Origin of the sequence: Paraburkholderia sp. UCT2, from assembly GCF_014397665.1 — a bacterium.
GTDB lineage: Bacteria > Pseudomonadota > Gammaproteobacteria > Burkholderiales > Burkholderiaceae > Paraburkholderia > Paraburkholderia tuberum.
Genome location: NZ_VZQO01000004.1, coordinates 175,672 through 201,615, shown reverse-complemented (window position 1 = coordinate 201,615; position 25,944 = coordinate 175,672). Strand labels below are relative to the sequence as shown.

Below are 25,944 nucleotides of genomic sequence, written 5' to 3'. Positions count from 1 at the left end.
GATCAGGTCTCCGCGGATTCGGGTAATTCAAGGGCGGCCGGGGTGGGTGCGCTGCCGCGTCGTGCTTCGATTTCGCGCACGCGCGAGGCCGGAATCACGTAGCCATGGTCGTCGCGGAAGCTACGCGCGATCAGCGCGGCGACGATCGCGAGGAAGGCCAGCACGGCGAGCCACGTGATGTGCCAGACGCCGGCGAAGCCGAGCACGAGGCTGAATGCGCCGATCAGGAACCCGTCCGCGGTATTCGACGGTAGGTGGATGTCCTCGTAATGCGCCAGTGCGGCATTTGCTGCGCCGCTTTCCTTCATGTGCGCGAACGCGTCGATCTGGTGGACGACCGGTATGCGCGCGAAGTTGTAGACAGCGGGCGGCGACGAGGTGGCCCATTCGAGCGTGCGGCCGTTCCACGGGTCGCCCGTCAGGTCGCCGTATTCCGGCTCGTTGCGATGGATCACGCTCACGACGACCTGGGCGATCTGGTGCACGACACCGAGTGCGATCAGCACCACGCCGCATGCGGCGACGAACAGCCAGGGATGCCAGGTCGGGTTGTCGTAGTGATTCAGGCGCCGGGTCATGCCCATGAAGCCGAGCACGTAGAGCGGCACGAACGACACGTAGAAGCCGACGAACCAGCACCAGAACGCCCGCTTGCCGAGCTTCTCGTTAAGCTTGAAGCCGAACGCCTTCGGGAACCAGTAATGGAAGCCCGCGAGATAGCCGAACACGACGCCGCCTATGATCGCGTTGTGAAAGTGCGCGATCAGGAACAGGCTGTTGTGCAACACGAAGTCCACGCCCGGGATCGCCATCATCACGCCCGTCATGCCGCCGATCGTGAACGTGACCATGAAGCCGATCGTCCACAGCACGGGTGCGGTGAACTCGATGCGACCGCGGTACATCGTGAACAGCCAGTTGAAGATTTTCACGCCCGTGGGGATCGCGATGACCATCGTCATAATGCCGAAGAACGCGTTCACGTCCGCGCCGGAACCCATCGTGAAGAAGTGGTGCGCCCACACGAGGAATGCGAGCACCGTGATCGCGCACGACGCGTAGACCATCGTTCTGTAGCCAAACAGCGGTTTCTTCGCGAAGGTCGCGATCACTTCCGAGTAGATGCCGAACGCGGGCAGCACGAGGATGTACACCTCCGGGTGGCCCCACGCCCAGATCAGGTTCAGGTACAGCATCGCGTTGCCGCCGAGCTCGTTTGTGAAAAAGTGCATGCCTGCGTAGCGGTCGAGGCCGAGCAGTGCGAGCGTCACGGTTAGGATCGGGAACGTTGCCATGATCAGCACGTTCGAGCACAGCGCGGTCCACGTGAACACCGGCATCTTCATCAGCGTCATGCCGGGCGCGCGCAGCTTGACGATCGTCACGAAGAAGTTGATCGCGGTAATCAGCGTACCGACGCCGGAGAGCTGCAGACTCCAGATGTAGTAGTCGACCCCGACGCCCGGACTGAACTGCAGCTCCGACAGCGGTGGATACGCGAGCCAGCCGACCTGCGCGAACTCGCCGATCACGAGCGACAGATTGATCAGGATCGCGCTGATCGCCGTCATCCAGAAGCTCAGCGAATTCAGGAACGGGAAGGCGACGTCGCGCGCGCCGATCTGCAGCGGCACGACAAGATTGAAGAGGCCGACCATCAGTGCCATCGCCATGAAGAAGATCATGATGACACCGTGCGCGGTGAATATCTGGTCGTAGTGGTGCGGCGGCAGGTAACCGGGGCCGTGAAACGCGATCGCGAGCTGAAGCCGCATCATTACGGCGTCGACAAAACCGCGCACGAGCATCAGCACCGCGACGATGATGTACATGATGCCGATCTTCTTGTGATCGACGCTTGTCAGCCACTCGGTCCAGAGCCACTTCCAGCGGCCGAGCTTCGTGAGCGTGACGATGACCGCCAGCACGATGAGCGCCATGAACGCGGCCGCGCCCATGATGACCGGCTGATCGAACGGAATCGCGCCGGGCGTGAGTTTTCCAAACATGGCTTACTCCGTGGTCTGCGTGCGACAGGCGGCGTCGCGGAAGGCCGTGACGTTGCCGTTGTTGTATCGGGCAACGATGTTGCGGAACAGGTACTGGTCGATCGATGAGAAGTAGCGTACCGACTGCTTCTCGCTCGGCTTCGCGACTTCGGCGTATTCGTCCATGCTCAGGCGGTCCGGCGAAGCCTTGACCTTCCGCACCCATGCGTCGAAGTCGGTGGCGCTCGTCGCGAGCGTGCGGAACTTCATGTCGGCGAATCCCTTGCCGCTGAAGTTGGCGGACATGCCTTCGAAATTTCCCGGTGCATCCGCGATCAGGTGCAGACGCGTCTGCATGCCGACCATTGCATACACCTGGGTACCGAGTTGCGGGATGAAGAATGAGTTCATCACCGAATCGGACGTGATCCGGAAATTCACCGGCGTATCGACTGGCACGGCGAGCTGGTTCACCGACGCAATGCCGAGGTCCGGGTAGATGAAGAGCCACTTCCAGTCGAGCGCGACCACCTCGACGTCGATCGGCTTCACGCTCGACTGCAGCGGCCGGTACGGGTCGAGCTCATGCGTGGTGCGCCAGGTCAGGATACCGAGGTACAGGATGATCAGGGCGGGGATCGTCCAGACGACGATCTCGATCGCCGTCGAGTGCGCCCATTTGGGTGCATAGACCGCGTGACGGTTCGACGCACGGTAGCGCCACGCGAAGAACAGCGTCAGCAGGATCACCGGGATCACGACGATCAGCATCGCCCACGTGGCGGTGGCGATCAGCGACTTCTCGGCCGCGCCGACGCTCCCTTTTGGATCAAGCACAGTCAGATCACATCCCGATAGACAGGCGCTCAATGTCGTGACGATGGCTATCGACCGTTTCCTTAAGGCTTTTCTGTCTGTCATAGTGGTGAAGTCCGGGTTGTGGCACTTTTGACCTGAAGCTGGCTTGACGCATGCGGCATCACACTCGCAGCATCATGGTCCGACAACCGGCCAGCTTTGTGATTGATGTCGATCAAGGACGAACAAAGCGGCGGGGTGTGGTGCACTGACGCAGTGCGCGGGCTAAATCAGGCGACAGTCTGCTGCGACAAACCGTAGATCAGGTCGACGTTAATTGAGAGAAATCCCGCATCGCGTGCGCCGCTGAGTGCGCGTTCCACCACATCGAGTGGCTGGATGCGATTGACAGCCTGCTGAACGTCGGTAGCAAAGTCCTGTACGCCGAAGCTCGCTCGGTTGAAGCCGAGGCGCGCGAGTGGTGAAAGCGTTTCGGTGCTGACGGTTCGCGGATCAATTTCGATCGCAAGTTCTGCGTCGATCGAGAACGCGAAGCGGTTCTGCAGTTGCTGGACAAGCTCTTCGAGTTCGGCAACAGGGAAGAAGGTCGGCGTTCCATCTCCCAGATGCAGTTGCACGGTTCGCCGGTCAGGTCCGAGATGTGACGCGACCAGGTCCATCTCACGAACGAGGTAGCTCAGATATCTGGCGCTGCAGCCATGGTCCTGCGTAATGACCTTGTTGCATGCGCAGAAGTAGCAGAGTGATCTGCGTGCCGTTCGGCGGCTGCAGCCAGTCCGGCAATGGCTGCGAAATCGGTGTCTCCGGGTGCGAGAAACATCCTGGGTACCAGTCAATGCGGTTGAAGGCCAATAGTCCGGCCTCAAGGCTCCCGCTATCTCGACATTCCTACGCGTGACCCGATGTCGCATCTTGACTTCGGGATCGGGACCGGTTGATCCTGCGCAAGGGCAGCCCTGATTTGCGCGTCGACAATTCCCCGCATACGTCAACAAGGGGAAAGCGATGAAGCACATGATTAAGGCCGTCATGATCGTGGCAAGCCTGTGCACTACCGGTTTGTTCGAAGTGCTGGCATACGCGGATGACGTAAGCGCGAACGGAAGCACGATGGCAGGCCAGGTGCCGGCGGATGGGATCCACGCCGGTGACGTGCTCGTGCGTCTGCGTGCCATCTCGATCGAGCCCGAAGTACACACCAGCGGCACGTTGTCGTCGCTCGGCGTGGGTGTCAATAACGCACTCGTGCCGGAGTTGGATTTGACCTATATGATCCGCGACGCGATCGGCATCGAGCTGATTCTCGCCACCTCGCGGCACCACGTGACGTCTGGCCTCGGCGATCTAGGTGGCGTGAACGTGCTGCCACCGACGCTGCTGCTGCAATATCACTTCAACCATGCTGGCATGATCCGACCGTATGTCGGCGCGGGGGTCAACTACACGTATTTCTACAACGACGGCCTGAGCGCGGGCTCCGAAGGCATCCAGGTGTCACGCAGCAGCTTCGGTCCGGCGGTGCAGGCTGGCGTCGACGTGCAGATCACGAAGACCGTCTTTCTCAACGCGGATATCAAGAAGATCTGGATGCACACGGACGTCTCGCTCGGCGATAGTTCGTTGGGCCGGCTGGACATCGACCCACTGGTACTGGGAATAGGCGTCGGGATGAAGTTCTAGCGAGCGCGCAATGACAGACCACAGCTCGCACCAACGGGCGATCCGCTGCGCCCCATCCACCTGAAACGGAGATCTGATCACTATGCCCCTGTACGACTACCGCTGCGCGGCCTGCGGCCACGCGTTCGAAACGCTGGTGCGCGCCGGCCACACGCCCGTCTGCCCGCAATGCGGCGGCACCGCGCTGGACAAGCAGGTCAGCGCGCCGGCCTCGCCCGGCAAGAGCCGCGCGATCATCTCCCGCGCGCGGCGTCAGGCGGCGCGCGAAGGGCACCTCAGCAACTATTCGCCGGCCGAGCGTCGCAAGCTGCTGCGCTGAGCCCAACGGGGAATCGCGCTGTCGATGTATATAAACCTCGAGGGCGCCTACGGGATGGCACTCAGTCTCACCGTCTTGATGGCCGGCACGCTGGATCAGGCCACCGCCGACAGCCTGCTGGAACGCGCGAAGGGCATCTGCCCGTATCTCGACGCGTGGCTTCGCAACATTGCGTCAGCACGGCCGCCCTCCTCGCGCTCGCGCGCTTCGATGACCACGACGGAAACGTCCTGCGCATGCAGTACGCGCGCCAGCGCGAGGCCGAGTTGCCTGCAGCAGGGTCGCGCCGGCGGCAACGCCGTAGGTCTTGCCCGAAGGCAGTACGGTCAATGTGGTCATGACGGCGATCTTGATAAAGGGCTACGGATAAAGAACGATGGATAGCGGCCACGCTTCACGCGGCCAGTGCGGGTTGCATGGCATCCACCAACGCTTCGGCGAACCCGCCCAGCGGCATCGCGATGCACGTGATGCCCTGCTCTTCGGGAAAGCGCGCCTCCATACGCGTCGGTTCGTCGGGCAGCCTCACAGATAAATGGCGGCGCCGGCGCCCACGTTGGTCGCGGTGTCTTTCAGCGTCTTGACGATGTACTTGACCTGGTCGGTGTCGAGTAGCGTGTGCAGCGGCAGCGCCAGCGCGCGATCGCCGATGCGCTCGGTGTCGGGCAACAGGCCGCTCTTGCGGCCGATCGCATCGCCCGCGTTCATGTAGTGGAACTGCTGATGCAGCGGATGGCTGTAGGCCACCGTCTCAATGCCGCAAGATTTCATGTCGTCGATCATCTGGGCGCGCGCGCTCTGCGTAAAACGCTTGCCCAAATGCACAACATAGAGCATCCAGTGCACTTCTTCGACGTCCTCGGCCACGTAGGCCGGCTTGATCCCTTCGAAGCTTTGCATCTCCTCGTGATACCAGGTCTCGACCTGCTTTCGCTGCGCGAGGCGCGTGTCGAGTTCGGCCAGTTGCGCGAGACCGAGCGCGGCGGTCAGATCACTGATGCCCGCCTGCAGCGGCACCCGCGAGCCGACCGAGACGGACGCGCGGTCCGTGACGCGCCGCTCGCGCAGATAGCGCAGTTCATGGACGAGTTCGTCATCGTCGGTGACGAGCATGCCGCCCGCTCCTGTGCACAGCGCGGACGGGCTGGAGAAGTCGAACACTGATACGTCGCCGAAACAGCCGACGTTGCGGCCCCGGTAGCGCGAGCCCAACGCCTCAGTACTGTCTTCGATCAGCCGCAAGCGCTGCGCGTCGGCCAGTTCGCGCAGCAGCGCCCACGCGGCCGGGTGGCCGTTGGTATTGCCGGCGAGGATCGCGCGCGTGCGAGGGCCGATCTTCTGCGCGGCTTTTTCGGCGCTCAGACAACCACTCCAGTAGTCGATGTCGGCGAACACCGGCACGGCTCCCGCCAGCGTGATCGCCTGCGCCACCTGATGCCAGGTGTGCGACGCGCAGACCACCTCGTCTCCCGGGCCGATCCCCGTCGCGCGCAACGCAATCCAGGTGGCGAGCGTGCCGCTCGCGACCGCGACCGCATACTCCCGGCCAACCCAGCCCGCAAACGCGCGCTCGAACGAATCAAGCATTGGCCCGTCGCTCCAACGCGAGGATTGCAGCACCGCGTTGACGAGATCGATCTCGCGCGCCGCGCAAGCCGGTTCGCTCAGCGCGATCTCATCGATTTCCATGCGCCTTCTCCTCGGTCAGGATCAACGCATCGGCCTCTTCAGGCCGCTGCGTGATGGACCTGCAATGCCCGGCCGACATCGCGAAATAGATACTGCGCACACCGAACCGAAGCGCTGCTGTCTCGTCGCGCATCACCGTTGCGCTGACATGCATTGTGCGCACCTCGGGATAACGTTCGTGCCATTGCGCGGCAGCGTCGCGTAGCGTCGGTGCCGTGCGGAGCAGGTCCGCCGCGAAGTCCAATTGCTCGGCGTTCAGGCTCATCTCACTCCTCCACGCCAGCAATGCGCCGCGCTTCGACCGTGATGGGCAGTGGCGTATCGTCGGCCATCGCGGGCAATTCGAGTTGCCAGCCGTTCGCGAGCGTGACGAGACCGCCCCACATCCCGGGCTGCGCCATCGCGACAATGGGCTCTTCCAGGTCCTTCTTTGGCACGTAGGCGCTCAGCGCGCCCTTGCTGTCCTTGCGGATCATGACTTTCATGGTTGCGGACTCCGGAGATTGATGACAGGTTCAAACCAGCTTCAAGCGGGATGCGCTGCTTCCTCCAGCAGTGGACGAAGCAACGGCGGTAGATGGGCGAGCACGTACTCAATGTCCTGCGCCGTAGTGATTTCGCCGAGCGACAGCCGCACCGCTGCAACACGACCTCGGCGGGAAGCTCGCCGAAGCGCAGGTAGCTGGTGCCGGGCCGACGCGGTGCCTGCGCCGGCGAAGATCAACTCTGCGGGCTTGCAATCGAGCGCTCGCGCGATCGTCGCGCGGGCCGCAGCGAGCGTGCCCTTCGCCTGCTGCCCGACGGCATGCTGCGACGACGCGTTGCCCCACACATCCGTCAGGATGGACAGCATCGCCTGCCACGGCGGAGGCTGGCGGCATGGTCGCGTTGTGGTCGAGATAGATCGTCGCCCGGCTCCGTTAGTTTGCTTCACGGCCAGAACACGCATTCGCGATCGATGCACAGCGTGTCCAGCAGCTCGGCCAGATCGGTGCTCTCATGCTGGGGCATCCATCGGTGCGACGCATGATCGCGCGCGCTCAGGTGCCACATACCGTCTTCATCGCGCGTGAGCCAGGCTATGTCGATCAGCCCGCCATTCGCGTCGACATTGCGGGAGCAGCACGGGCTCTCGACACGGAACCCCTGCCCGTCGCGCAGCACGCGCGGCAGCACATAGCGGTAGCGGGTACGCTCGCGCAGCGCTTGCTCGATCTGGCGCTGGGTCAGGTCGAACGGGCGGCCCGCGCGCAAACCGTCGCGCGGCGGCGCCGCTTCTGGCGCGCTCGCCTGAACCGTCATGACATGGCTCCTTCTTCGGGTAGCAGGCCGGCGGGTGCGGGCGCAATTTCATTCTCCGTGCATCCGACGACACAGTTGCCGAACTCCACCAGATAGACCGGCTCGCCGCTCTCAACCACCTGCCCGACGTTGACGATTTCGCCGACCGTACCCGCCTCGGCCAGACAATCGTCCTGGCCGCGCTCCGGAAAGCTGCCGTCGTTGCACAGGTCATCCAGCGCGATCACGCGCATGCCCCACTGATAAGCAGGCTGAACCGGTTCGATACTCATGCTGACGGCTCCTGCGGTTGCGACGTTTCCGGCTGGACCCGCGTGCCGATCTTGTGCAGCGCTTCGGCCCGCTCGCCCAAGCCTTGCAGCACGTCGTCCGGCAGGTTGTCGAGCGTGCATAGCTCTTTCGCGCGCATGCCGACACGGTGGCCGCTCTCGACGAAATCCACCGCGTAGATATAGAACTGCTGAAGGAAGGTGTCGATGCTGGTGACGTAGCCAATCTCGCCCTTGTTCACCAGCACTTCGCCGATGTCCTTGCCGTTGTAGGTGCCGTCGTTGCGGATCACCGCGCGTGCGATCACGCGCTCGCCGTAGTTGAAGCGCGGGGGAAACGCGACCTCGATCAGGTCGTCGTCGCGGTTGATGTCAGCCATGCTTCACTCCTGCTGATCGTTGCGTCTGTCCGGTGGTCATCAGGCTAGCGACCTCGCCCGACTGCCGGCGCTGCCGCGCGAGCGCGCGCACCTCTTCGTCCGCGTCATCCACCAGCGACGCCACGATTTCGCCAGCGGCGCGCCGCGCGACTTGCCAGCGCACTCGCCAATCGGGATCGAACGCGAGGCGCGATAGCAGCGTCGCGGGCAGACGCTCGGCGACGATGCGGCGTACCTCGGCCTCGCTGTCGTCGGCAATACGCAGCAGCGCGGGCATCTCAAGACGCTCGGCCAGCCCCATCCGGACTACGCGATCAGGGCCGCCGATCATCTGCGGCAGCAGCGCGAGCGGCAGACGCTGCGCCACACATTCGCGCACGCCGTAGTCGGCATCGCCCCGCATGCCGACCAATGCAGCAGACGACAGGCGCTGCGCCACGCGAATCCGCACCTGGCGATGCGGATCGTGGATCAGGCGCGCCAGTTGCGCCTGCGGCAATCGCAACGCGAGCAGCAGCCGGACCATCTCGTCCGGGTCGCCGAGCAATGCGGGCAGACAAAACACACCGGCGTGACTCGCTGGCCCGCAACCGTGCTCCGCCGGCAACTCGCGGAACCGCACGTACCCGCAGCCGGCGCAGTCGAGCGGGCCGCCCTGCCAGTGGCGCGGTGCAATGTCGCCGCCTGGTACGCGCACGTTCTGTACGCTCATGGTTGCGTCCCCGTCCAGCCGCGCGTCGGATACGCACTCAGCGCATCCATTGCTTCGTCGGACCCGACGCCGGTCGCATGACGATCCAAGACTTGCGAAAGCAGCGCGCCCCCCACCCGGTCTTCGGGATCGAGCCGGCGCAATTCGCGCAGTAGCATGCGCGCTTCTTCAAAGTCGCCGAGACGCATGTTGAGGTACGCGAGGCCCTTCAGCGTGAACAGATAAAAACGTGCGGCCGCGTCATAACGCGTGGTCACGATCGCGGCCGCAAGTGGTTCGTCGCCGAAATCTGAGCTCAGCGCGGTGCGGGCGACCGCCAGCGCGTCTTCGCCGATCGCACGCGCCTGCGCCAATTGATGGCCGTAGAAGTAAAAGCGGTACAGCGCGATCAACGGCACCGGATGGCGCGGCGCGGCGGCGCGGGCGCGTTGCAACAGCGCGAGCGCCTCGTCGGGGCGCTCGCGCAACCGACCCGCCTCGGCGATCAATGCATTGACGCCCGACGGCAAGCCGCCGCCAATCGCGCTCTGCGCAAACGCGGTCATTACGTCGTCGAGGGCACGGTCGCCGGACTCCATCGCCATCGCTCCTCTTCAGGAGATCTGACGCGGCAGCGGCGGCCGCCCGCGGCCAATCGCGCTGACATCGATGGTCGCCACGCCCGGCGGCGCCGATTCCGCACTGCTGCTGCAACCACAAGCGGCCTGGTTCGGATTGAAGAAGATCAGGCCGGACTGGGTTGGCGTGTCGGCGAAATCGATCGTTATGCCTTCGAGCATCAGCCGGCTCTCAGCCGGCAGGAATACGCGCAGGCCGTTGATGTCGAGTTCCTGTTCGCCTGGTTGCAGCGCCGGCTCGGCGGTGAATTCCGCGGTATAGCCGGAACAGCCGCCGGCGCTCACCACCAGACGAAAGCCGGCCCCAGCCGGCAGGCCCGAAAAGCGCACGATACGACGCATGAACTTCTCGGCGGCGCTCGTAACAGTTACGTTGGACAGCATGATGCGTAGTCTCCTGATGGATGAATGGCCGGCCCGGCCACGAGCCAGACTCAAACCTGAACGATGCAGCCGTCCACGGGACACACGGCGACGCACTGCGGGTCGTCGAAGTGGCCTTCGCATTCGGTGCATTTCTTGGGGTCGATCGCGAACACGCCGCCTTTCTCGCTGATCGCGACATTGGGGCATTCGGGTTCGCACGCCGAGCATCCCGTACAGGTGGACGCAATAATCTTCAGAGGCATGGAGGCTCTCCTGTTGTCCTGTCTGGAAGGGTGTGGGGTGTCACGCCGCTGAGGCTGACGAGGTGTAAGCACCCTGGCGGATCGAAGCATCGCCGCGGTCCCGGTGCACGATGGCGCCGCTGGCGATGCAACTGCGGTAGTCGTTGAACCAGGCAAGCACCGCTTTTTCGATAAATTCGCCGACGTACTGATCGACCGGCTCGATGCCCGCTTGCGCCAGTTCGTCTTTCGGGCAGGCGCCGATCTTCGCGACCAGCACCGCGTGGCAGTCGCGAAGCGCGCGCACGACCGACGGTAGTTGCTCGTCGTCGCCGTAACCGCCCCGGCAATACAGGTCCACCCGGCGATGGCCGACGAACAGCGCTTCGGCTGCCGAGACCTCGAAGATCTGAAACTCCGTGACGTGGCCGAAGTGCTCGTTGACCCGGCCGCCGCCCTTCGTTGCGACCGCGACCAGCACCTTCATGTCGTCGGCGACGTCGATCTCGCGAGAGACAGCCAGCGCTTCCTGCTTCGCGTCGTGCTGCGCCTGACGCTCGGCTTCGACGCGCTGCTGGTATTCACGGCGGCGGTCGAGGTCGTAGACCACTTCCATCTGCTCGATCTTGTCGAGCGTGAAATCCTCGCTGCGGTCCTCGCCCAGCAGGCCAACCGCATCCGCGCGGCACTGGCGGCAATGACGCATCAGGTTGGCGCCGCCCATGCAGGCGTCCTGCACGGCCTTGAGTTCCTGCGCAGTCGGTCCGCGCTGGCCACTCAGGCCAAAGTGAGTGCCGTGCTCGGGCTCCGAGATCAGCGGCATGATGTTATGCAGGAACGCGCCGCGTTTCTTGACGTCGCGGTTGACCTCGATCAGGTGCTCCTCGTTGATGCCGGGAATCAGCACCGAGTTGATCTTGGTCAGCACGCCGCGTGCGGTGAGCATCTCGAGACCCTGCATCTGCCGGTCATGAAGGATGCGGGCTGCTTCGTAACCGGTCACGCGCTTGTGCTTCCAGAAAATCCACGGATAGATTTTCTCGCCCACCGCCGGGTCGACCATGTTGATGGTGATTGTCACGTGGTCGATGTTGTACTTGCAGATTTCGTCCACGAGGTCGGGCAACGCCAAGCCATTGGTCGACAGGCACAGCTTGATGTCCGGCGCCTGTTCCTGCAGCATCCGGAACGTCTCGAAGGTCTTCTTCGGGCTCGCCAGCGAATCACCGGGACCGGCGATGCCAAGCACCGTCATCTGTGGAATCTCGCTTGCGACCGCCACGACCTTCTTCACTGCCTGTTGCGGCGTTAGCTTCTGAGAGACCACGCCGGGACGCGACTCGTTCGCGCAGTCGTATTTGCGGTTGCAGTAGTTGCACTGGACGTTGCAAGCCGGCGCCACCGCCACATGCATGCGCGCATAGTGATGATGGGCTTCTTCCGAGTAGCATGGGTGATTCTTGACCTTCTCCCAGATGTCCGGCGGCATGTCGTCGAGACTACCCGACGCGCCGCAGCTGGCCCTACCCTCGCCACCGTGCGTGCCGCAGCCGCCACCGGTGGACGGGTCTTCGATCTTCACGCCGAGCGGTTTAATCTGCCCGATGCTGATATAGGCCGCTGCGGGCAAGTCGCTCGCATTTGAACTCGCTTGCATGGATATCTCCTCGCAACCAACGGCGGCCGCGCGCAAGCCATAGAGCCAGATCCATGCCACTCGACAAGAACGCCAGGAATCAACGGGTTAGGATATATTTCGCAGTTCTGTTTGATCCCGGCGCGCGACGTATCCCTACAATCTCGTTGCGTCGTGTCGGTGTTGCGACAAATCTCACACGACCCGGACAGCATGTTCCGAACCAGCGAGATGGACCCGCACAAACCAGATCAATCGTTCGCGTTCACCCTCCGGCTTCCCCGGCTTGCGATGTCGCGAACGTGTAATCGTCCGCTGCTGCTCGTCACGCGAAAGACCCGTAGAGCTCAGGCCGCGCAGTTGCCCGTCCGGTTCGGCCAGCACCACAAAGGCGCGCCGCCACTCCATCGTCTGCACAAGATAGTTCAGGGACTCGCGGAAGGCTTTCGCCACATCGAGCGACGAAACCAGCGTCTTGCTCACCTCGTAGACGCCGTCCAACGCTTGCCCTGAATGTTCACCGTTGACTTCCCCTTCGTGCGCTGCGCGCTTTCGATGTACCAGCGCAAGGTGCACGATCGACGCAAAGACACAGCGTTTGAAGTAAGCGCATTTCTACGCCTGACGATTCAGCCATCGCGCGTGTCAATCCCGCGCGCGTAACGACAAATCCGACAAAAAGAACGGCGGCAATCCTCACTCGTCGGGCGCATCGACACAAAAACAACAGCGAAACAACAGCGGCCCAGCTGAAAGAGGCCACTAGAGCGTGAAAATCCATTGGCATGGAAGTTGCCCTGAAGGTCGCATTACCCCGCTTTCAGGAGCCTGCGATGTCGGATTTCCAACGCGTGAGTACCGCCCTCCATCCGCGCGGCGCCAACCCGGTGCATCTGGATCATGCCGCCACCACGCCGGTCGATCCGCGCGTGATCAGACGCATGCTGCCTTACCTGACCGAGATGTACGGCAATCCCGCCAGCCGTTCGGATGCCTATGGCTGGGTCGGCGAAGAAGCGGTGGAACTGGCCCGCGAGCAGGTCAGCTCGCTCGTCAACGGGGACCCGCACGAGATTGTCTGGACCTCGTGGGGCTCCGGACGCGCATGCGGATCGCGTGCCAAATGCACGGCGGCGTCCACGAGCGCGGCATGCGTTCGGGGACGTTGTGCACGCATCAGATCGTCGAGGAACTGCCATTGCCGCCGGTCGAGATCCACTGCTCGATTCTCGCGCCGAGGACGCGATCAAGGCGGCCGTGTCTGACTTTCGCTCGCTCCAGACGATTCGAGGCACAGCAGCCGACGACCTGTAACTCGCCGAGCAACCGACCTGCTCGTCTAACCCGAAGTGAGTCCATTCAAGCCTGAGAGGAACCTCCATGGAAACGCTCATCCAATCGGCTTCCGCCACACCCGGCGTCATGCCCGGCCTACTCGAATTCACGCCTCAGGCTGCTGCGAAAGTGGCCTCGCTGATCGAGGAAGAAGGCAATCCCAACCTGAAGCTGCGGCTGTACGTGTCCGGCGGCGGCTGTTCGGGCTTCCAGTACGGCTTCGCGTTCGACGACCAGGTGGCGGACGACGACGTGCAGATCGTCACGGACGGCGTCACGCTGCTGGTCGATTCGATGAGCCAGCAATACCTGCCCGGCGCGCGCGTCGACTACGAAGACAATCTGGAAGGTTCGCGCTTCGTCATTCACAACCCCAATGCGCAGAGCACCTGTGGCTGCGGCAGTTCGTTTTCCGTGTGAGGCAATCATGAAATCTCACTGACTGGCGCCTCCCGACGACGAGGAGAACAACCAGTTCGACATTGCGTGGGGCCTTGGATAGCCGATGGATAGCCAATCCCTACAGCGTTTGCATCGCGCCGACCGCGTCCGCACGTCCTGGCTGACCACGCCCATCGCGTCGCGCATCGCTTTCTGCAGCGCCGTGTTCATCGCTACACCTGGCTGTTCGAAACAGGACATTCGCGACAGGTCTTCGTTGGAACCGCTTCATCACAGCGCCAGCGAACACCGGAAAGCCCCGCGGCAAGCGGCTATTCGCACTAACCGTGCATGGCGCAGTACTTGCAAACCGTATGATCAAATGCCTAAAGGACAACTTCCCGTGTCGAATCCGATCATCAACGACACCACACTGCGCGACGGCGAACAGACCGCTGGCGTCGCATTCACGGTTGCCGAAAAATGCGCGATTGCCGAGGCGCTCTCAAGCGCCGGCGTACCCGAACTGGAAATCGGTATCCCCGCGATGGGTGCCGAGGAAATCCATTGCATCCAGACCATCGTCGCGCTGAATCTCGACGCCGATCTGATGGTCTGGGGCCGTCTCACCGACGCGGACCTGGCGTCGGCCTTGTGCTGCAATGCCGACATCATTCACCTGTCGATTCCCGTGTCCGATATCCAACTTCAACACAAATTGCGCCAGCCGCGCTCGTGGGTGCTCGCGCAGGTGAATCGCGTGATCAGCGCCGCCGTCAAAAGCGGCCGCAAGGTTTCGCTGGGCGCGGAGGATGCCTCGCGCGCGGACCCCTCGTTCCTTGCCGACGTGGCGCGGCACGCGCAACAGTGCGGTGCGCAACGCATCCGCTTTGCGGACACGCTCGGCGTCCTCGATCCTTTTTCGACCTATGAAGCGATTGCGCGATTGCACGACGCGGTCGATCTGGAAATCGAAGTCCACGCGCACAACGACCTCGGGCTCGCGACCGCGAACACCCTTGCCGCACTGCGCGCCGGCGCAACCCACGCCAACACCACTGTCAATGGTCTCGGCGAACGCGCCGGAAATGCCGCGCTGGAGGAGATCGTGATGGGCGTGCGCCATATCATGGGTCGCAACACCGGCGTCGACACGACCGCGCTATTGAGCATCTCGCGGCTTGTCGAACGGGCTTCAGGACGCCCGGTCGCGCTGAACAAAAGCATTGTCGGCGCCAGCGTATTCACGCACGAGTCCGGCATCCACACAGACGGGCTCGCGAAGAATGCATCGACCTACGAGAGCTTCGACCCCGCCGAACTCGGTCGCGAACGCTCGGTCGTGCTCGGCAAGCATTCGGGTTCGCAAAGCGTGCGCCGGGCTTATGACGCGCTCGGCCTGGCCGTCAATGAAAAGCTGCTCGTGCTGCTGCTGACCCGGATCCGCCACCATGCCACCCAGCACAAGCAAACGCCCAGCGCCGCCGACCTGTATCGCTTCCTGATCGAGGTGCGCTACACCGTCGGAGAATTGTCATGAGCGGCGCTGTGGTCGGCTTCACGAAGTGTGTCGCGAAACCCGAACAGTCGGGCACGACGACGCCGTGCGCCACCAGCGGCGCCTGCGACAAGTACTTCGCCGAGCCGACGCTCTGTCCATACCTATCCTCATCCGCCTGCAAGGAGTAAACGCGATGGAAAGCTTTGTCCAGCAACTCAAGGCGCTGTCCTCAGCCGAGGACTTCCTGCAGTTCTTCGGCATTCCGTTCGACCAGAAGGTCGTCAACGTGAGTCGACTGCACATCCTCAAGCGCTTCTTTCAGTACATCCAGCAACAGGACGCGCTGCCAGAAGGCGACGAACCCGCCCTGTTCGCGTCATATCGCGCGCTGCTGCTGAAGGCTTACGGCGACTTCGTCACCTCCACGCCGGCGCAGGAAAAAGTGTTCAAGGTGTTGCGGGACACAAATGGGCGGCAGCACGTTTCACTCGACAGTCTGCGCGCGTCGCTGCCCGCGCGCACCCTTGCCTGACAGGTGGAGCAAGACCATGCACATCGTTAAGACCATGCACATTGTCGTCTGCATCAAGCAGGTCCCGGACTCGACGCAGATCCGCGTTCATCCGGTCACCAACACGATCATGCGCCAGGGTGTTCCGGCGATCGTCAACCCGTATGACCTGTTTTCACTCGAAGAGGCGCTGCGACTGAAGGACCGCTTCGGCGGCAAGGTCACGTTGCTTTGCATGGGCCCGCCGCAGGCCGAGGAAGCGCTGCGCAAGTGCATCAGCTTCGGCGCGGACGACGCCGTGCTGCTCACCGACCGTGCATTCGCTGGCGCGGATACGCTCGCTACGTCGTACGCGCTGGCAGCGGGTATCCAGCAGATCGCGAAGGAGCAGGCGGTGGACATCGTGTTCACTGGCAAGCAGACGATCGACGGCGACACCGCGCAAGTCGGCCCCGGTATCGCCAAACGCCTCGGGCTGCAACTGCTGACCTACGTGTCGCGCATCGTCGAGACCGCTCTCGATGCGCGCACGATCACCGTCGAGCGCCGCGCCGAGGGCGGCGTGCACGTGCTCAGGACTGCGCTGCCGTGCCTGATCACAATGCTGGAGAACACCAACGAACTGCGCTTTGCGACGCTGCCCGCGATGATTCATGCGGCCGGCTATCCGGTGCACAAATGGAACTGCGAACAGGCCGGCATCGAAGATCTCACCAAGATCGGCCTGAAGGGCTCGCCGACAGTGGTCAGCAAAGTCTTTGGACCGACGCCGCGCAGCGAGAAAGCGGAGATGCTCGACCTCGACGCATCGAGTCTTTGCGACGTGTCGGTGAACCTGCTGCAAAAGATCTTCACGCGCCATCCTACCCTGGAAGCTGACCTGCTGATGAAGGAGGGTTCATGAACGCACCCGCCGCCCCCGCCAAGAAACCCGCCGGCCGCGCAGGACGCAATCTCGAACTGCCGAAACACCTGAAGGCCTACAAAGGCGTCTGGGTCTTTATCGAGCACGACCGTGGACACGTGCACAGCGTCTCGTGGGAACTGCTCGGTGAAGCGCGCAAATTGGCCGACACGCTCGGCAGCCGAGTGGGCATCGCGGTGCTCGGTGGCGCAAATGAACCGCTCGAACAGTTCGCCGCAGAAGCCTTCACTTACGGCGCGGACGATGCGTACATCGTCCACGACCCGGTCTTGCAAGGCTATCGCAACGAGCCGTTCACGAAAGGGCTGACCGACCTCGTCAACCGGCATCAGCCCGAGATCCTGCTGCTGGGCGCGACGTCGATGGGCCGCGACCTCGCCGGCTCCGTAGCGACGACCCTGCTGACCGGGCTGACCGCCGATTGCACCGAACTCAACATCGATCCCGCGTCGCGGGCGCTGGCGGCGACGCGCCCCACCTTCGGCGGCTCGCTGTTGTGCACGATCATGACGCTCGCGTACCGTCCGCAGATGGCGACGGTGCGCCCGCGCGTGATGCCGATGCCGCTGCGCGACGCCGAACGCACCGGCAACATCGTCCATGGAACGCTGGGGATGATCGAGACGGACATCGTCACGAGGCTGCTCGACTTTATCCCGGATGCGAGCAGCAACCGGATCAACCTGCCCTATGCCGATGTGATTGTGAGCGGCGGCAAGGGGTTGAAGAGCCCGGAAAACTTTCAGCTGGCGTTCGAACTGGCGAACGTGCTCGGCGGCGAAGTGGGTGCGACCCGGCCATGCGTGCAGGCCGGCTGGGTCGAGGGGGAGCGCCAGGTGGGACAGACCGGCAAGACGGTGCGGCCCAAGCTCTACATCGCCGCCGGCATATCCGGCGCGATCCAGCACCGCGTGGGCATGGAAAGCGCAGACGTGATCGTGGCGATCAACACCGACCCGAACGCACCCATCTTCGATTTCGCACACTACGGGATTGTCGGCAATGCGTTGCAAGTGTTGCCCGCGCTGAAGCAGGCTTTTGTGGAGCATTTGACCCGGCGCCGCAAGCAGGCTGCCTGAGGAGAATCACGATGAGAAAACCTTCACAATTCGATGTGATTGTGGTCGGCGCCGGTCCGTCCGGCAACGCTGCCGCTTACACGATGGCCAAGGCAGGTCTGGAAGTGCTGCAGATCGAGCGCGGCGAATATCCGGGCAGCAAAAACGTTCAGGGTGCGATCCTGTACGCGAAGGCGCTCGAAGAGATCATCCCGGACTTCCGCGACGATGCGCCGCTGGAGCGCCACATCATCGAGCAGCGGATGTGGATGCTCGACGATACGTCGTTTGTCGGTACACATGTGCGCAGCGAGGATTACAACAAGCCGCCCTATAACCGCTACACGATCATCCGCGCGCAGTTCGACAAGTGGTTTTCATCGAAAGTGCGCGAAGCCGGCGCACTGCTGCTCTGCGAGACCACGGTGAAGGAACTGATCATGGACGGCGACGTGGTGGTCGGCGTGCAGTGCGACCGCGAGCACGGCGATGTCTATGCCGACGTGGTGGTGCTCGCCGACGGCGTGAATTCGACGCTCGCGCGCAAGGCGGGCTTTCATGGAGAGATCGGCGCCGGCAACGTTGCGCTCGCCGTCAAGGAGATTCTCTTCATGCCAGAGGAGACGATCCGCCAACGCTTCAACGTCGGCGAGGACGACGGCGTCGTGATCGAGATGGTCGGCAGGATCACCGACGGCATGATGGGCACCGGCTTCCTCTATACCAACAAGGAATCGCTCACCATAGGCGTGGGCTGCATGCTGAGCGACTTCAAGAAAAACCCCAACCGCACGAGCCCCTACGTGCTCCTCGAAAAGATGAAGCAGCACCCGTCGATCGCACCGCTGATTGCGGGCGGCGAGATGAAGGAGTATTGCGCGCATCTGATTCCCGAAGGCGGTTTTCACGCAATCCCGCAGGTCTACGGCAACGGCTGGATGATCGTTGGCGATTCAGGCGGTTTCGTGAACGCCGCGCACCGAGAAGGATCGAATCTTGCGATGACCACGGGACGCCTCGCCGCCGAAACGGTGATCCACGCGAAAGCCGCGGGCCACGGCTACCGCGCCGGCACGCTCAAGGCCTACAAGGCCGCGCTCGATCAGAGCTTCGTGATGAAAGACCTGCACAAGTACCGCGACATGCCGGCCGTGCTGCACCAGAATCCGCAGTTCTTCACGACCTACCCCGACCTCATGGCGCGCGCCGCGCGCACGATGATCACGGTCGACGGTAAGGACAAGAAAAGCAAGGAGCGCGAGATTTTTTCGAGCTTCCGCACAGCCCGTTCGCTTTCCGGCATCGTGGGTGACGCTTACAAACTCCTGAGGGCCTTCCGATGAGCATCCTACCCGTCAACGTAGAGGAAAAGCTGTTCCAGAACCGTTATCGCGTCGATGCAGGACGGCCGCACGTCCACATCAAGGATGCCGACGTCTGCCAGAGCGAATGCAGCGCGAAGAGTTGCACCTTCGTCTGCCCGGCCTCGTGCTACAAGGCCGAAGGCAACGGCGCGGTGACGCTGATCACCGACGGCTGCCTCGAATGCGGCAGTTGCCGCATCCTCTGTACCGACCACCAGAATATCGAGTGGGACTACCCGCGCGGTGGTCACGGCATCCTGTTCAAGTTCGGTTGAGGAACATCGTCATTGCCAGAGCAGAACGACATGTGTTTGCTTGCGCCGAGAACCGGCCGTCGCCGCGCGGCCCATCTGGGACCAATGGCAGCTGCGCATGCCGCCGGGTTGAATGAGAACTGGCAAATGGTACAAGCCGGCGACGCGAACTTCCACGCGCCCGGTCCCGCCCGCTGCTGGCTGTTCACGCTAAAGGCGCTCGCCTTCATCGGCGGCGCGGCGAACGCGAAACCGCCACACAGTTGATCGCACAACTACGGCAGCTCGATCCGGCGGATCAGCTCGGCTTCGGCGTAGTGGAAGCGTTGCTGCAACGGTCCGTCTGAGGAGACACACGATGTCCAAACAGCCCGCCATCGCATCGTTGGCCGACGACAATCTGGCAGCCGGCGGCGTGGCAGCAGTCGACCGTGCGCTGAGCGCGACATGGCCAACGAACCGGCGATGACAGCGCCGCGTTCGCATCACCTTAGTCGAGATACGGACCGCCCCCGAAGGTCGGACGTGCTGTTCTCGACGCTTACCGAATTAGCACCGACACAGGGGCCGCTTCCTATCGTGATCGTGCCAAGGTCCGCGCCAAATCCAGATGACTTCTCCGAGCCATCCGCCTCAGTCGCGATGTCGCGGCCCCGACACGCCGCAAGTCCGACAGTACTTTCAGAGACGCTTGATCTCGACACCGTATTTCCTCAGCGCGTAGCCAATCTGGCGCGGCGTCAGTCCAAGCAGCCGCGCCGCTTTTGCCTGCACCCAGCCGGATCTTTCCATGGCGGCGATGAGACGCTCGCGGTTGGTCATCTTCGCATCACTTCCGAGGACTGCGCCGCCAGCCGCTAACGGAGCCCGCTCGCTGCCGACAGGCTGGACCGCAGCAACTGCGCCCGACGTAGCAGCCTCAGCCCGCGGCGTAGCCGGCTTCACGGGCACTGGTACGATTCGCCCGGGCTGCGGCGCCATTTCGTCCGATCGGCTCTTCCAGAGCATCGCGGACAGGCACTGGCCGTGGCAGCAGGCAAAGTCGTTTCTCACGATCGCCGGTCCCGGCGCCAGGGTCGCGCTCCGCTGCACGCAATTCTCGAGCTCGCGGACATTGCCGGGAAAACCGCAGTTCATCAATACTTCAATCGCGCTCGCATCGAAGGTCAGCGTACGGCCGTTCTCGCTGTTGAAATTCTTGAGAAACTCAACGGCGAGGAGCGGAATATCACTGCGCCTTTCACGCAACGGCGGCAACAGCAAGGGAACCACGCAGAGGCGATAATAAAGGTCAGCGCGGAACTCGTTCCTTGCCACCGCCTCTTCCAGGTTTTTATTCGTGGCGGCAATCACGCGAACATCCACCTTAATGGTCTGGTTGCTGCCGACGCGCTCGAATTCTTGCTCCTGCAGGACGCGCAGCAGCTTTGCCTGGAACGAGGCCGAGATCTCGCCGATCTCGTCCAGAAACAGCGTCCCCTTGTCGGCGAGCTCGAAGCGCCCCTTGCGCGAATTGAAGGCGCTGGTAAAGGCACCCTTCTCATGACCGAACAATTCGGATTCCAGCACCGTCTCATGGAGCGCCGCGCAATTGAGCTTGATGAAGGGCCGCTTGGCGCGCGGCGACAGCTCGTGAACGGCCTTGGCGACCAGCTCCTTCCCGGTACCGGATTCGCCGCGCAACAGAACCGTGCTGTTCGATTCGGCTACCACCGCGATCTTCGCGAGCAGCCCGCGCAGCGCCGGGCTGTCGCCAATGATCCCCTCGATCTGAAACTTCTTACGCTCACCTGCAGGGTGCTTGAGCTCGGACAATGGCTTTTGCAGCCCGTCCTTCCCCGCCATCAGGCGCTCGCGGTCGCTCTTGAAAAAGCGATGCAGCTTCACCGTCTGCCCCACCAGGTTGGCGACCATGGTAAGCAGCCGCACGTCGTAATCGAGCCGGAAGTTCGACCCATAGTCCAGGATGCGGTCGATGGTCAGCGTGCCTACGACTTTCGCGTCGATGCGAATAGGGACTCCAATGAACGACACTCGCATGTTGTCGGAGGCACCGAGCACGCCCATGTCGGCGGCACTGAAGCCCGAATGCACCGCTATGTTCTCGGCGACGAGCGGCCTGTCCGTCGCCATGATCTGGTCAATTGCCTTCTGCGGCAGGCGCATCCGGTAGTGCTCATCGCTGCCTTCGCTCCAGTCCGCGCCAACGGTAATGTCCGGTACGCCATCATCGTCGAAGAGAGAGACGACACCGAGCCGCATCTGAACAAACGATTGCAGGAGATCGATGACGTTGGCCAACGTGACTTCGAGCCGGTAGGGGGCGGTGAGTACCTTCGATATTTCGAAGATGCCGGTAAGCACGCTCTCGTGCCACTGCACAATAGGGACCGCTTGGTCCGTCTCGGACTTTGAGCCAGGCCTTTCGCGTACGGAAGCGATATGCAGCATGACGACGTCCCCGTTGTGGGGACCGTGCTCCCCGTCACCTTGTTCGGATTTGCGGGCATTGTGTTGCATATCATCCTCGATCTAGCGCCCAATTTCACGGGCTGACTTCAAAAGATAATGCCCTTTCATGGAAGGACGGTGAAACTGTAGTGCCTTGATTTACTTATTTTCTGCTTTTGCGATTTCGCTGCGTGGATTCCGTTAGGAACGCGAGTTCCATTGATGTCGCTCAAATCAACTGCGATTTGTCTACTCCAGGTGCAGCCGATTACAGGTGTCGTCCATCATTGATTGCTGCCTCGGCGCCCGTGAGATAACTCGCCGCATCCGAGCACAGGACGAAGATGATCTATCTTTGCAACCTCTTCGGGCGTGCCCACCCGGCGCAGCGGGATATTTGGCACAAGAAGCGCTTCCGTGTCGGGCGACAAAATGTCCGTCTTGAACTGGCCGAGGACGTGTGGAAACTGTTTTCAGATCGTTAGATGCGAGTCTATCGGTCCGATCAATCTGGTTTGGTAAGTCATGGCTGCGTTAGCGCAACGTTTCAAGCGCAAAAAAAGCCCCTCCGGGCTCTAGATGCCAGCCATCCTCAATACCTCTATTGTTTTGGCAACCCCAAGTATCTTCACGACGCGCTTCAGGTTGTAGGCCAACACCCGTAGACTCATTTCGGTGCTGACCCGTCCGAGCGTTCGGGTCAGGAAGTGTGTGGCCCCCAATCCAGTGCTTCAGCGTGCCGAAGACATGTTCGCCAGTGCTTCTGCGGATGGTCATTGCGTCAGGCTTGCGCTCTAGCCGACGCTGCATGGCCTCAACTATATGCTCATGTTCCCATCGTCGAATGCGCCGGTAGTCGCTGGGTGACATCGTTCCTTGAGCGGGCAACGCGGGCAGGCGCTGGGCCAGTAGCCGTCGTACTTGCGCACGTTCTGGCCAAGGAAATCGAAACCGTCTGCAATGTTCGTGATCCGGGTCTTCTCTTCCGAGCGCTCCAGACCTTGAGCGGCCATAAATAAAGTCATCGGTGTAGCGAACGACGTTGAGTTGGGCCTTGCTACGTGCCGCCGCGGTGAGATTACGCTCGGTCATCAGAGCATCGAGCACGACGAGCAGATTTAGATCGAGGCCCTTGAAACGCATGATCCCAACTTATCCATAGTGTGGATGCGTTCCATCAAAACAATCGATTTTACGAAATGTACGGCATGGAGGATAGTGTTCCTGGTAAATCCATTTCAATTTCGCAAACCTGCTGGCGCCTTCGTCGTGCCGGGGTAGCGGATGAAGTGTGTCGTAGAACTGAGCGAAGCCGAGGAAATGACGTTGCAGCAATTGTCGATCAATCACATGCATCGGGACTCGCGCACGCGAGCGGCGGCCCTGTCGCCGCTCGGACACAGGATCAACCGCAAGCTCACCGCCGAGCAACTCGGCGTGAGCGGGCAGTCGATCTGTGACTGGCTCACGCATGGCGCAACAGCGGCGTGTCCGGCCCGATGGGCGGCCATAACGGTGGGCACATGAAGCACCACTAGCGACGCTTCATCACCTGGACGAAGGAAATCGCAGATCCCGAACTCGCTGAACTTTCTCGGCGGACATGGCACCAAATTTCAAGTCAATTTCTCGTGGACGCTCTCATGAATACTGTAGCAAAACGTCGGGCCGGAGAAATAGAATTTGGGCATATCAAGATGGTTGTCGGTCTTTGCCCTGACGCCGAGAAAAATCCTCAGGTGTACGCCGAGCATCAACCGAGGCACATGTCCAATGCGGCCACGGTCTTCGGCGGCATGGGCAAGCTGGATCGCGCCGACACGACGCGACAAGCGTCTGGCAGATCGCGTAGGCGCTTACTACCGGCAAAACTTCGCATAGTTCTCCAAACCCTTTCTATATCGGCCGCTTACCTTCGTACAGTTGAGGCAACCCTCGACTTCGGCTGGGCTTCGCGACAAATCGGGAGCAGCCGATTGCAGGTGCCAAATGCTTCAGCGACCCGGCCAAATGGATCTCGTGTCAATCGCGGTCAGATCGTGCGGAAGATGCGGGGGAAGTCTTTGGTAGATCCGGTGCGAAAGGCACGCGCACTCGATGTAATCTCCATCGTGGAAGAGGTTCAATCGGTCCGTGAAGCGTTGACGGAAATACTCTTTTCTTCGGGCTTCATCCCAGAACTGTTCCAGAGTGCAGATGATTTCTTGAAATCGAACCGCTTTCTCAGCAAGTCCTTCGCGTCCGTCAGGTCCACCCTCAAGGGCCGGACGGCGCATAGGAGGCAGTCGTGAATTTGGCCGTGTCCACAGATAGAGGACCTCTCTCCACGCGCTCTCAGGTGCGGTGGAGGCTGGTTTGGGAAAATGAGTTGCGACTCGCCGACCACATCGAACTGTCCGAGTTCTTCCGAAAGACCTACGGACCGACCGGGGCGTTTAATGCAAAACCATTCGAAGGCAATCACAGTTGGGCTGGTGCGAGGCCAGAGTTCCGTGCAATCGGCTACGACGCGCGCGGCGTAGCGGCTCATATTGGCGCACTGCGTCGTTTCATCAAGGTTGGCGCAGTCGATCTACTAGTGGCCGAACTAGGATTGTACGCGGTACGTCCGGATCTTGAGGGACTCGGAATCCCTCAATTAATGCGCGTGATGTATCCCGTGTTGCAGGAACTTGGCGTTCCATTTGGCTTCGGCACGGTTCGACACGCGTTGCGGCAACATATTGCAAGGCTGCTCGGCCGACCCGGTCTGGCGACTATTGTGTCTGGAGTTCGCGTGAGGTCGACCCTTCGAGAAGTGCATCTCGACACGCCGCCCACGCGCATCGAGAACGTGCTCATTGTCGTCTTACCGATTGGACGGTCAATGAGCGATTGGCCGACCGGAACGATAATTGATCGGAACGGGCCAGAGCTGTGAGGCACTGCTTATCCGAAGCGCGCAGCGAGTGCGCTGACACCACCGGACGTCGCAGCGTTTATTTGACGTTTGACGACGGCCCTAATCCACTTTGCACACCGGACGTCCTCGATGTGCTGGCGGAACACCGGGTTCCAGCGACTTTCTGCGTCATCGGCGCGTACGCAGCGGACCAGCCGAAGCTGATCCGACGGATGATCGCAGAAGGGCACGAGGTCGCAAACCACACGATGACTCATCCGGACCTCTCCAGATGCGAACCCACCGAAGTACAACAGGAAATACTAACGGCAAGCAGGGTCATCAGGATGGCGAGCCCCCATGCTTCGTTGCGGTATATGCGTGCCCCGTATGGCATGTGGAGTGAAGCAGTGCTCACTACGTCAGCGAGCGCTGGTCTGGCGCCCCTCCACTGGTCGGTAGACCCGCGAGACTGGTCTCGTCCCGGCGTGGACGCGATTGTCAGCGCAGTGCTGGCCTCTGTCCGGCCGGGTGCAATTGTGCTCTTGCACGACGGATGCCCTCCCGATGAGTTGGGACGATGCACTCACGCTGGTCGGCGCGAGCAGACCCTCACGGCGCTTTCCCTCATGATTCCAGCATTGCATGACCGGGGGTTTGCAATCCGATCGCTTCCTCAACCTAACCGGGCAAACCAGACACCCTATGAACATGCTTGCCGCAACTAGCACTGTCGCTGTCCCGTTTTATGCGCTGCTCTCGACTGTCTATAAAAGCACGCAGGCGCTTTATGCTCAGTCGACAAACGTGTCATCGCTGTCGGACGGTCTGGTCGACTCCGACACTCTGCCGGGCGTGGATGTCATCGTTCCCTGCTTCAACGAGGACCCGTGCACGCTTTCGGCATGCCTGGAGTCCATTGCAAACCAGGACTACGCCGGAAAACTGCGCGTCCATGTGGTTGATGATGGTTCTGCGAATCTCGATACGCCGCTCGTTTGGAGATTTGGTGCTTAACGTCGACTCGGACACGATAATCGGCTCAGACGTTTTCACGAAGCTTGCATTGAAAATGCAAAATCCAGCGATCGGCGCTGCCATGGGTCAGTTGACCGCCAGCAACCGGAGAGACACCTGGTTGACCGGGTTGATCGAAATCCCTTACCGACTAACGATTTGTGCATCCGTCGACTCCGTGAAAACTGGGAGCTACTGAACCCTACCGCAAGCAACTCGGCACTCGCCCACCGCCAGATTTTGCACG

Annotated in this window: 31 protein-coding genes and 6 pseudogenes; 18 read left to right on the top strand and 19 right to left on the bottom strand. The window is 61.9% G+C overall.

Features of this window, described 5'->3' with window-relative positions; translation table 11 throughout:
* Positions 1 to 2: 2 nt before the first annotated feature.
* From cyoB to F6X39_RS05455, 3 genes and pseudogenes are all read right to left on the bottom strand, one after another.
* On the bottom strand, positions 3 to 2,009 hold the full coding sequence (gene cyoB, locus F6X39_RS05465; RefSeq protein ID WP_187615854.1) for a cytochrome o ubiquinol oxidase subunit I: 2,007 nt from the start codon (positions 2,007 to 2,009) through the stop codon (positions 3 to 5).
* A 3-nt stretch (positions 2,010 to 2,012) separates the two neighbouring features.
* Complete coding sequence (gene cyoA, locus F6X39_RS05460) at positions 2,013 to 2,909, bottom strand: ubiquinol oxidase subunit II (protein WP_260330634.1); 897 nt, start codon at positions 2,907 to 2,909, stop codon at positions 2,013 to 2,015.
* Positions 2,910 to 3,079: 170 nt separating this feature from the next.
* Positions 3,080 to 3,718, bottom strand: a pseudogene (locus tag F6X39_RS05455) (radical SAM protein); the annotation flags it as partial.
* A gap of 94 nt (positions 3,719 to 3,812) precedes the next feature.
* On the opposite strand from F6X39_RS05455, the gene F6X39_RS05450 reads away from it, so the two are divergent.
* The 3 genes from F6X39_RS05450 to F6X39_RS05440 all read left to right on the top strand — a co-directional run bounded on the left by F6X39_RS05450 (position 3,813) and on the right by F6X39_RS05440 (position 5,190).
* Positions 3,813 to 4,487 (top strand): OmpW/AlkL family protein, encoded by a 675-nt coding sequence (locus F6X39_RS05450; protein WP_187615852.1) that lies wholly within the window; start codon positions 3,813 to 3,815, stop codon positions 4,485 to 4,487.
* 82 nt (positions 4,488 to 4,569) lie between these two features.
* Positions 4,570 to 4,806, top strand: coding sequence for an FmdB family zinc ribbon protein (locus F6X39_RS05445; RefSeq protein ID WP_090811320.1), 237 nt, complete (start codon positions 4,570 to 4,572; stop codon positions 4,804 to 4,806).
* A 54-nt stretch (positions 4,807 to 4,860) separates the two neighbouring features.
* Entirely contained in the window at positions 4,861 to 5,190 is a 330-nt protein-coding gene (locus tag F6X39_RS05440; protein ID WP_187615851.1) for a hypothetical protein, read from the top strand.
* A gap of 10 nt (positions 5,191 to 5,200) precedes the next feature.
* Here F6X39_RS05440 and F6X39_RS05435 read toward each other — a convergent pair.
* The 14 genes and pseudogenes from F6X39_RS05435 to F6X39_RS05370 all read right to left on the bottom strand — a co-directional run.
* Positions 5,201 to 5,329, bottom strand: a pseudogene (locus tag F6X39_RS05435) (SIR2 family protein); the annotation flags it as partial.
* 2 nt (positions 5,330 to 5,331) lie between these two features.
* A complete protein-coding gene (locus F6X39_RS05430; RefSeq protein ID WP_184072326.1) occupies positions 5,332 to 6,495 on the bottom strand; it encodes a DegT/DnrJ/EryC1/StrS family aminotransferase in 1,164 nt (387 codons plus the stop codon).
* Positions 6,482 to 6,760, bottom strand: coding sequence for a hypothetical protein (locus F6X39_RS05425; RefSeq protein ID WP_102630868.1), 279 nt, complete (start codon positions 6,758 to 6,760; stop codon positions 6,482 to 6,484). Before F6X39_RS05425 ends, F6X39_RS05430 begins: the two co-directional genes overlap by 14 nt.
* 1 nt (position 6,761) lies before the next feature.
* The gene (gene nifT, locus F6X39_RS05420; RefSeq protein WP_007177241.1) at positions 6,762 to 6,980 is read right to left on the bottom strand and encodes a putative nitrogen fixation protein NifT; all 219 of its coding nucleotides are present in this window, start codon (positions 6,978 to 6,980) and stop codon (positions 6,762 to 6,764) included.
* Positions 6,981 to 7,021: 41 nt separating this feature from the next.
* Positions 7,022 to 7,348: a hypothetical protein gene (locus F6X39_RS36585; RefSeq protein ID WP_262413377.1), complete on the bottom strand. Its 327-nt coding sequence runs from the start codon at positions 7,346 to 7,348 to the stop codon at positions 7,022 to 7,024.
* A 77-nt stretch (positions 7,349 to 7,425) separates the two neighbouring features.
* Positions 7,426 to 7,797, bottom strand: coding sequence for a hypothetical protein (locus F6X39_RS05410; RefSeq protein ID WP_184072322.1), 372 nt, complete (start codon positions 7,795 to 7,797; stop codon positions 7,426 to 7,428).
* Positions 7,794 to 8,069, bottom strand: coding sequence for a nitrogen fixation protein NifZ (locus tag F6X39_RS05405; RefSeq protein ID WP_027193759.1), 276 nt, complete (start codon positions 8,067 to 8,069; stop codon positions 7,794 to 7,796). Before F6X39_RS05405 ends, F6X39_RS05410 begins: the two co-directional genes overlap by 4 nt.
* Positions 8,066 to 8,446 (bottom strand): nitrogen fixation protein NifZ, encoded by a 381-nt coding sequence (locus F6X39_RS05400; protein WP_187615850.1) that lies wholly within the window; start codon positions 8,444 to 8,446, stop codon positions 8,066 to 8,068. The genes F6X39_RS05405 and F6X39_RS05400 overlap by 4 nt, the downstream gene beginning before the upstream one ends.
* Complete coding sequence (locus tag F6X39_RS05395; RefSeq protein WP_187615849.1) at positions 8,439 to 9,158, bottom strand: 4Fe4S-binding leucine-rich repeat protein; 720 nt, start codon at positions 9,156 to 9,158, stop codon at positions 8,439 to 8,441. The genes F6X39_RS05400 and F6X39_RS05395 overlap by 8 nt, the downstream gene beginning before the upstream one ends.
* Positions 9,155 to 9,736, bottom strand: coding sequence for a hypothetical protein (locus F6X39_RS05390; protein WP_187615848.1), 582 nt, complete (start codon positions 9,734 to 9,736; stop codon positions 9,155 to 9,157). Before F6X39_RS05390 ends, F6X39_RS05395 begins: the two co-directional genes overlap by 4 nt.
* Positions 9,737 to 9,751: 15 nt before the next feature.
* Positions 9,752 to 10,159: a HesB/IscA family protein gene (locus tag F6X39_RS05385; RefSeq protein WP_090811332.1), complete on the bottom strand. Its 408-nt coding sequence runs from the start codon at positions 10,157 to 10,159 to the stop codon at positions 9,752 to 9,754.
* A gap of 50 nt (positions 10,160 to 10,209) precedes the next feature.
* Positions 10,210 to 10,404: a 4Fe-4S binding protein gene (locus F6X39_RS05380; protein ID WP_026226294.1), complete on the bottom strand. Its 195-nt coding sequence runs from the start codon at positions 10,402 to 10,404 to the stop codon at positions 10,210 to 10,212.
* A gap of 40 nt (positions 10,405 to 10,444) precedes the next feature.
* Positions 10,445 to 12,040: a nitrogenase cofactor biosynthesis protein NifB gene (gene nifB / locus F6X39_RS05375; RefSeq protein ID WP_187615847.1), complete on the bottom strand. Its 1,596-nt coding sequence runs from the start codon at positions 12,038 to 12,040 to the stop codon at positions 10,445 to 10,447.
* Positions 12,041 to 12,331: 291 nt separating this feature from the next.
* A pseudogene (locus tag F6X39_RS05370) lies at positions 12,332 to 12,520 on the bottom strand (nif-specific transcriptional activator NifA); the annotation flags it as partial.
* Between the two features lie 332 nt (positions 12,521 to 12,852).
* On the opposite strand from F6X39_RS05370, the pseudogene F6X39_RS05365 reads away from it, so the two are divergent.
* From F6X39_RS05365 to F6X39_RS05320, 10 genes and pseudogenes are all read left to right on the top strand, one after another.
* Positions 12,853 to 13,107 (top strand): annotated as a pseudogene (locus F6X39_RS05365) (aminotransferase class V-fold PLP-dependent enzyme); the annotation flags it as partial.
* Positions 13,108 to 13,399: 292 nt separating this feature from the next.
* Complete coding sequence (gene erpA / locus F6X39_RS05360; protein WP_187615846.1) at positions 13,400 to 13,774, top strand: iron-sulfur cluster insertion protein ErpA; 375 nt, start codon at positions 13,400 to 13,402, stop codon at positions 13,772 to 13,774.
* Between the two features lie 364 nt (positions 13,775 to 14,138).
* Positions 14,139 to 15,275: a homocitrate synthase gene (gene nifV, locus F6X39_RS05355; protein ID WP_187615845.1), complete on the top strand. Its 1,137-nt coding sequence runs from the start codon at positions 14,139 to 14,141 to the stop codon at positions 15,273 to 15,275.
* The gene (locus tag F6X39_RS05350; protein WP_187615844.1) at positions 15,272 to 15,424 is read left to right on the top strand and encodes a hypothetical protein; all 153 of its coding nucleotides are present in this window, start codon (positions 15,272 to 15,274) and stop codon (positions 15,422 to 15,424) included. Before nifV ends, F6X39_RS05350 begins: the two co-directional genes overlap by 4 nt.
* A 5-nt stretch (positions 15,425 to 15,429) precedes the next feature.
* Positions 15,430 to 15,768, top strand: a complete 339-nt coding sequence (gene nifW, locus F6X39_RS05345) for a nitrogenase stabilizing/protective protein NifW (protein WP_187615843.1) — start codon at positions 15,430 to 15,432, stop codon at positions 15,766 to 15,768.
* 34 nt (positions 15,769 to 15,802) lie between these two features.
* Positions 15,803 to 16,651, top strand: coding sequence for an electron transfer flavoprotein subunit beta/FixA family protein (locus tag F6X39_RS05340; protein ID WP_187615896.1), 849 nt, complete (start codon positions 15,803 to 15,805; stop codon positions 16,649 to 16,651).
* On the top strand, positions 16,648 to 17,751 hold the full coding sequence (locus F6X39_RS05335) for an electron transfer flavoprotein subunit alpha/FixB family protein (RefSeq protein ID WP_187615842.1): 1,104 nt from the start codon (positions 16,648 to 16,650) through the stop codon (positions 17,749 to 17,751). The genes F6X39_RS05340 and F6X39_RS05335 overlap by 4 nt, the downstream gene beginning before the upstream one ends.
* A gap of 11 nt (positions 17,752 to 17,762) precedes the next feature.
* Complete coding sequence (locus tag F6X39_RS05330) at positions 17,763 to 19,073, top strand: FAD-dependent oxidoreductase (RefSeq protein ID WP_184062997.1); 1,311 nt, start codon at positions 17,763 to 17,765, stop codon at positions 19,071 to 19,073.
* Positions 19,070 to 19,369 carry a ferredoxin family protein gene (locus F6X39_RS05325; protein WP_184038117.1) on the top strand — a complete coding sequence of 100 codons (300 nt, stop codon included), beginning with the start codon at positions 19,070 to 19,072 and terminating at the stop codon, positions 19,367 to 19,369. The genes F6X39_RS05330 and F6X39_RS05325 overlap by 4 nt, the downstream gene beginning before the upstream one ends.
* 87 nt (positions 19,370 to 19,456) lie before the next feature.
* Positions 19,457 to 19,695: pseudogene (locus F6X39_RS05320) on the top strand (hypothetical protein); the annotation flags it as partial.
* A 334-nt stretch (positions 19,696 to 20,029) separates the two neighbouring features.
* Here the strand turns inward: F6X39_RS05320 and nifA are convergent.
* Together nifA and F6X39_RS05310 are read right to left on the bottom strand one after the other, a co-directional pair.
* Positions 20,030 to 21,868, bottom strand: a complete 1,839-nt coding sequence (gene nifA, locus F6X39_RS05315) for a nif-specific transcriptional activator NifA (RefSeq protein ID WP_187615841.1) — start codon at positions 21,866 to 21,868, stop codon at positions 20,030 to 20,032.
* 506 nt (positions 21,869 to 22,374) lie between these two features.
* Positions 22,375 to 22,710: pseudogene (locus F6X39_RS05310) on the bottom strand (transposase); the annotation flags it as partial.
* 373 nt (positions 22,711 to 23,083) lie between these two features.
* Between F6X39_RS05310 and F6X39_RS05300 the strand changes: the two are divergent.
* From F6X39_RS05300 to F6X39_RS36580, 5 genes are all read left to right on the top strand, one after another.
* A complete protein-coding gene (locus F6X39_RS05300) occupies positions 23,084 to 23,326 on the top strand; it encodes a hypothetical protein (RefSeq protein WP_187615840.1) in 243 nt (80 codons plus the stop codon).
* Positions 23,327 to 23,442: 116 nt separating this feature from the next.
* Positions 23,443 to 24,090: a hypothetical protein gene (locus F6X39_RS05295; protein ID WP_187615839.1), complete on the top strand. Its 648-nt coding sequence runs from the start codon at positions 23,443 to 23,445 to the stop codon at positions 24,088 to 24,090.
* Positions 24,087 to 24,719, top strand: coding sequence for a NodA family N-acyltransferase (locus F6X39_RS05290; protein WP_316251661.1), 633 nt, complete (start codon positions 24,087 to 24,089; stop codon positions 24,717 to 24,719). The genes F6X39_RS05295 and F6X39_RS05290 overlap by 4 nt, the downstream gene beginning before the upstream one ends.
* Positions 24,716 to 25,408 carry a chitooligosaccharide deacetylase NodB gene (gene nodB, locus F6X39_RS05285; RefSeq protein WP_187615838.1) on the top strand — a complete coding sequence of 231 codons (693 nt, stop codon included), beginning with the start codon at positions 24,716 to 24,718 and terminating at the stop codon, positions 25,406 to 25,408. The genes F6X39_RS05290 and nodB overlap by 4 nt, the downstream gene beginning before the upstream one ends.
* Positions 25,386 to 25,697 carry a glycosyltransferase gene (locus F6X39_RS36580; protein WP_262413372.1) on the top strand — a complete coding sequence of 104 codons (312 nt, stop codon included), beginning with the start codon at positions 25,386 to 25,388 and terminating at the stop codon, positions 25,695 to 25,697. Before nodB ends, F6X39_RS36580 begins: the two co-directional genes overlap by 23 nt.
* Positions 25,698 to 25,944: the final 247 nt, after the last annotated feature.

Bases quoted from the DNA above. Each gene is read 5' to 3' on its own strand.
- F6X39_RS05390 (WP_187615848.1), bottom strand. From the start codon at position 9,736: ATGGAGTCCGGCGACCGTGCCCTCGACGACGTAATGACCGCGTTTGCG.
- F6X39_RS36585 (WP_262413377.1), bottom strand. From the start codon at position 7,348: ATGCTGTCCATCCTGACGGATGTGTGGGGCAACGCGTCGTCGCAGCAT.
- F6X39_RS05385 (WP_090811332.1), bottom strand. From the start codon at position 10,159: ATGCTGTCCAACGTAACTGTTACGAGCGCCGCCGAGAAGTTCATGCGT.
- F6X39_RS05325 (WP_184038117.1), top strand. From the start codon at position 19,070: ATGAGCATCCTACCCGTCAACGTAGAGGAAAAGCTGTTCCAGAACCGT.
- F6X39_RS05410 (WP_184072322.1), bottom strand. From the start codon at position 7,797: ATGACGGTTCAGGCGAGCGCGCCAGAAGCGGCGCCGCCGCGCGACGGT.
- nifB (WP_187615847.1), bottom strand. From the start codon at position 12,040: ATGCAAGCGAGTTCAAATGCGAGCGACTTGCCCGCAGCGGCCTATATC.
- F6X39_RS05350 (WP_187615844.1), top strand. From the start codon at position 15,272: ATGAGCGGCGCTGTGGTCGGCTTCACGAAGTGTGTCGCGAAACCCGAA.
- F6X39_RS05295 (WP_187615839.1), top strand. From the start codon at position 23,443: ATGAATACTGTAGCAAAACGTCGGGCCGGAGAAATAGAATTTGGGCAT.
- F6X39_RS05440 (WP_187615851.1), top strand. From the start codon at position 4,861: ATGGCACTCAGTCTCACCGTCTTGATGGCCGGCACGCTGGATCAGGCC.
- cyoB (WP_187615854.1), bottom strand. From the start codon at position 2,009: ATGTTTGGAAAACTCACGCCCGGCGCGATTCCGTTCGATCAGCCGGTC.
- nifW (WP_187615843.1), top strand. From the start codon at position 15,430: ATGGAAAGCTTTGTCCAGCAACTCAAGGCGCTGTCCTCAGCCGAGGAC.
- F6X39_RS05300 (WP_187615840.1), top strand. From the start codon at position 23,084: ATGAAGTGTGTCGTAGAACTGAGCGAAGCCGAGGAAATGACGTTGCAG.
- F6X39_RS36580 (WP_262413372.1), top strand. From the start codon at position 25,386: ATGAACATGCTTGCCGCAACTAGCACTGTCGCTGTCCCGTTTTATGCG.
- F6X39_RS05395 (WP_187615849.1), bottom strand. From the start codon at position 9,158: ATGAGCGTACAGAACGTGCGCGTACCAGGCGGCGACATTGCACCGCGC.
- erpA (WP_187615846.1), top strand. From the start codon at position 13,400: ATGGAAACGCTCATCCAATCGGCTTCCGCCACACCCGGCGTCATGCCC.
- F6X39_RS05380 (WP_026226294.1), bottom strand. From the start codon at position 10,404: ATGCCTCTGAAGATTATTGCGTCCACCTGTACGGGATGCTCGGCGTGC.
- F6X39_RS05450 (WP_187615852.1), top strand. From the start codon at position 3,813: ATGAAGCACATGATTAAGGCCGTCATGATCGTGGCAAGCCTGTGCACT.
- F6X39_RS05405 (WP_027193759.1), bottom strand. From the start codon at position 8,069: ATGAGTATCGAACCGGTTCAGCCTGCTTATCAGTGGGGCATGCGCGTG.
- nifT (WP_007177241.1), bottom strand. From the start codon at position 6,980: ATGAAAGTCATGATCCGCAAGGACAGCAAGGGCGCGCTGAGCGCCTAC.
- nifA (WP_187615841.1), bottom strand. From the start codon at position 21,868: ATGCAACACAATGCCCGCAAATCCGAACAAGGTGACGGGGAGCACGGT.
- F6X39_RS05335 (WP_187615842.1), top strand. From the start codon at position 16,648: ATGAACGCACCCGCCGCCCCCGCCAAGAAACCCGCCGGCCGCGCAGGA.
- F6X39_RS05340 (WP_187615896.1), top strand. From the start codon at position 15,803: ATGCACATTGTCGTCTGCATCAAGCAGGTCCCGGACTCGACGCAGATC.
- F6X39_RS05330 (WP_184062997.1), top strand. From the start codon at position 17,763: ATGAGAAAACCTTCACAATTCGATGTGATTGTGGTCGGCGCCGGTCCG.
- F6X39_RS05400 (WP_187615850.1), bottom strand. From the start codon at position 8,446: ATGGCTGACATCAACCGCGACGACGACCTGATCGAGGTCGCGTTTCCC.
- cyoA (WP_260330634.1), bottom strand. From the start codon at position 2,909: ATGACAGACAGAAAAGCCTTAAGGAAACGGTCGATAGCCATCGTCACG.
- F6X39_RS05445 (WP_090811320.1), top strand. From the start codon at position 4,570: ATGCCCCTGTACGACTACCGCTGCGCGGCCTGCGGCCACGCGTTCGAA.
- F6X39_RS05425 (WP_102630868.1), bottom strand. From the start codon at position 6,760: ATGAGCCTGAACGCCGAGCAATTGGACTTCGCGGCGGACCTGCTCCGC.
- F6X39_RS05430 (WP_184072326.1), bottom strand. From the start codon at position 6,495: ATGGAAATCGATGAGATCGCGCTGAGCGAACCGGCTTGCGCGGCGCGC.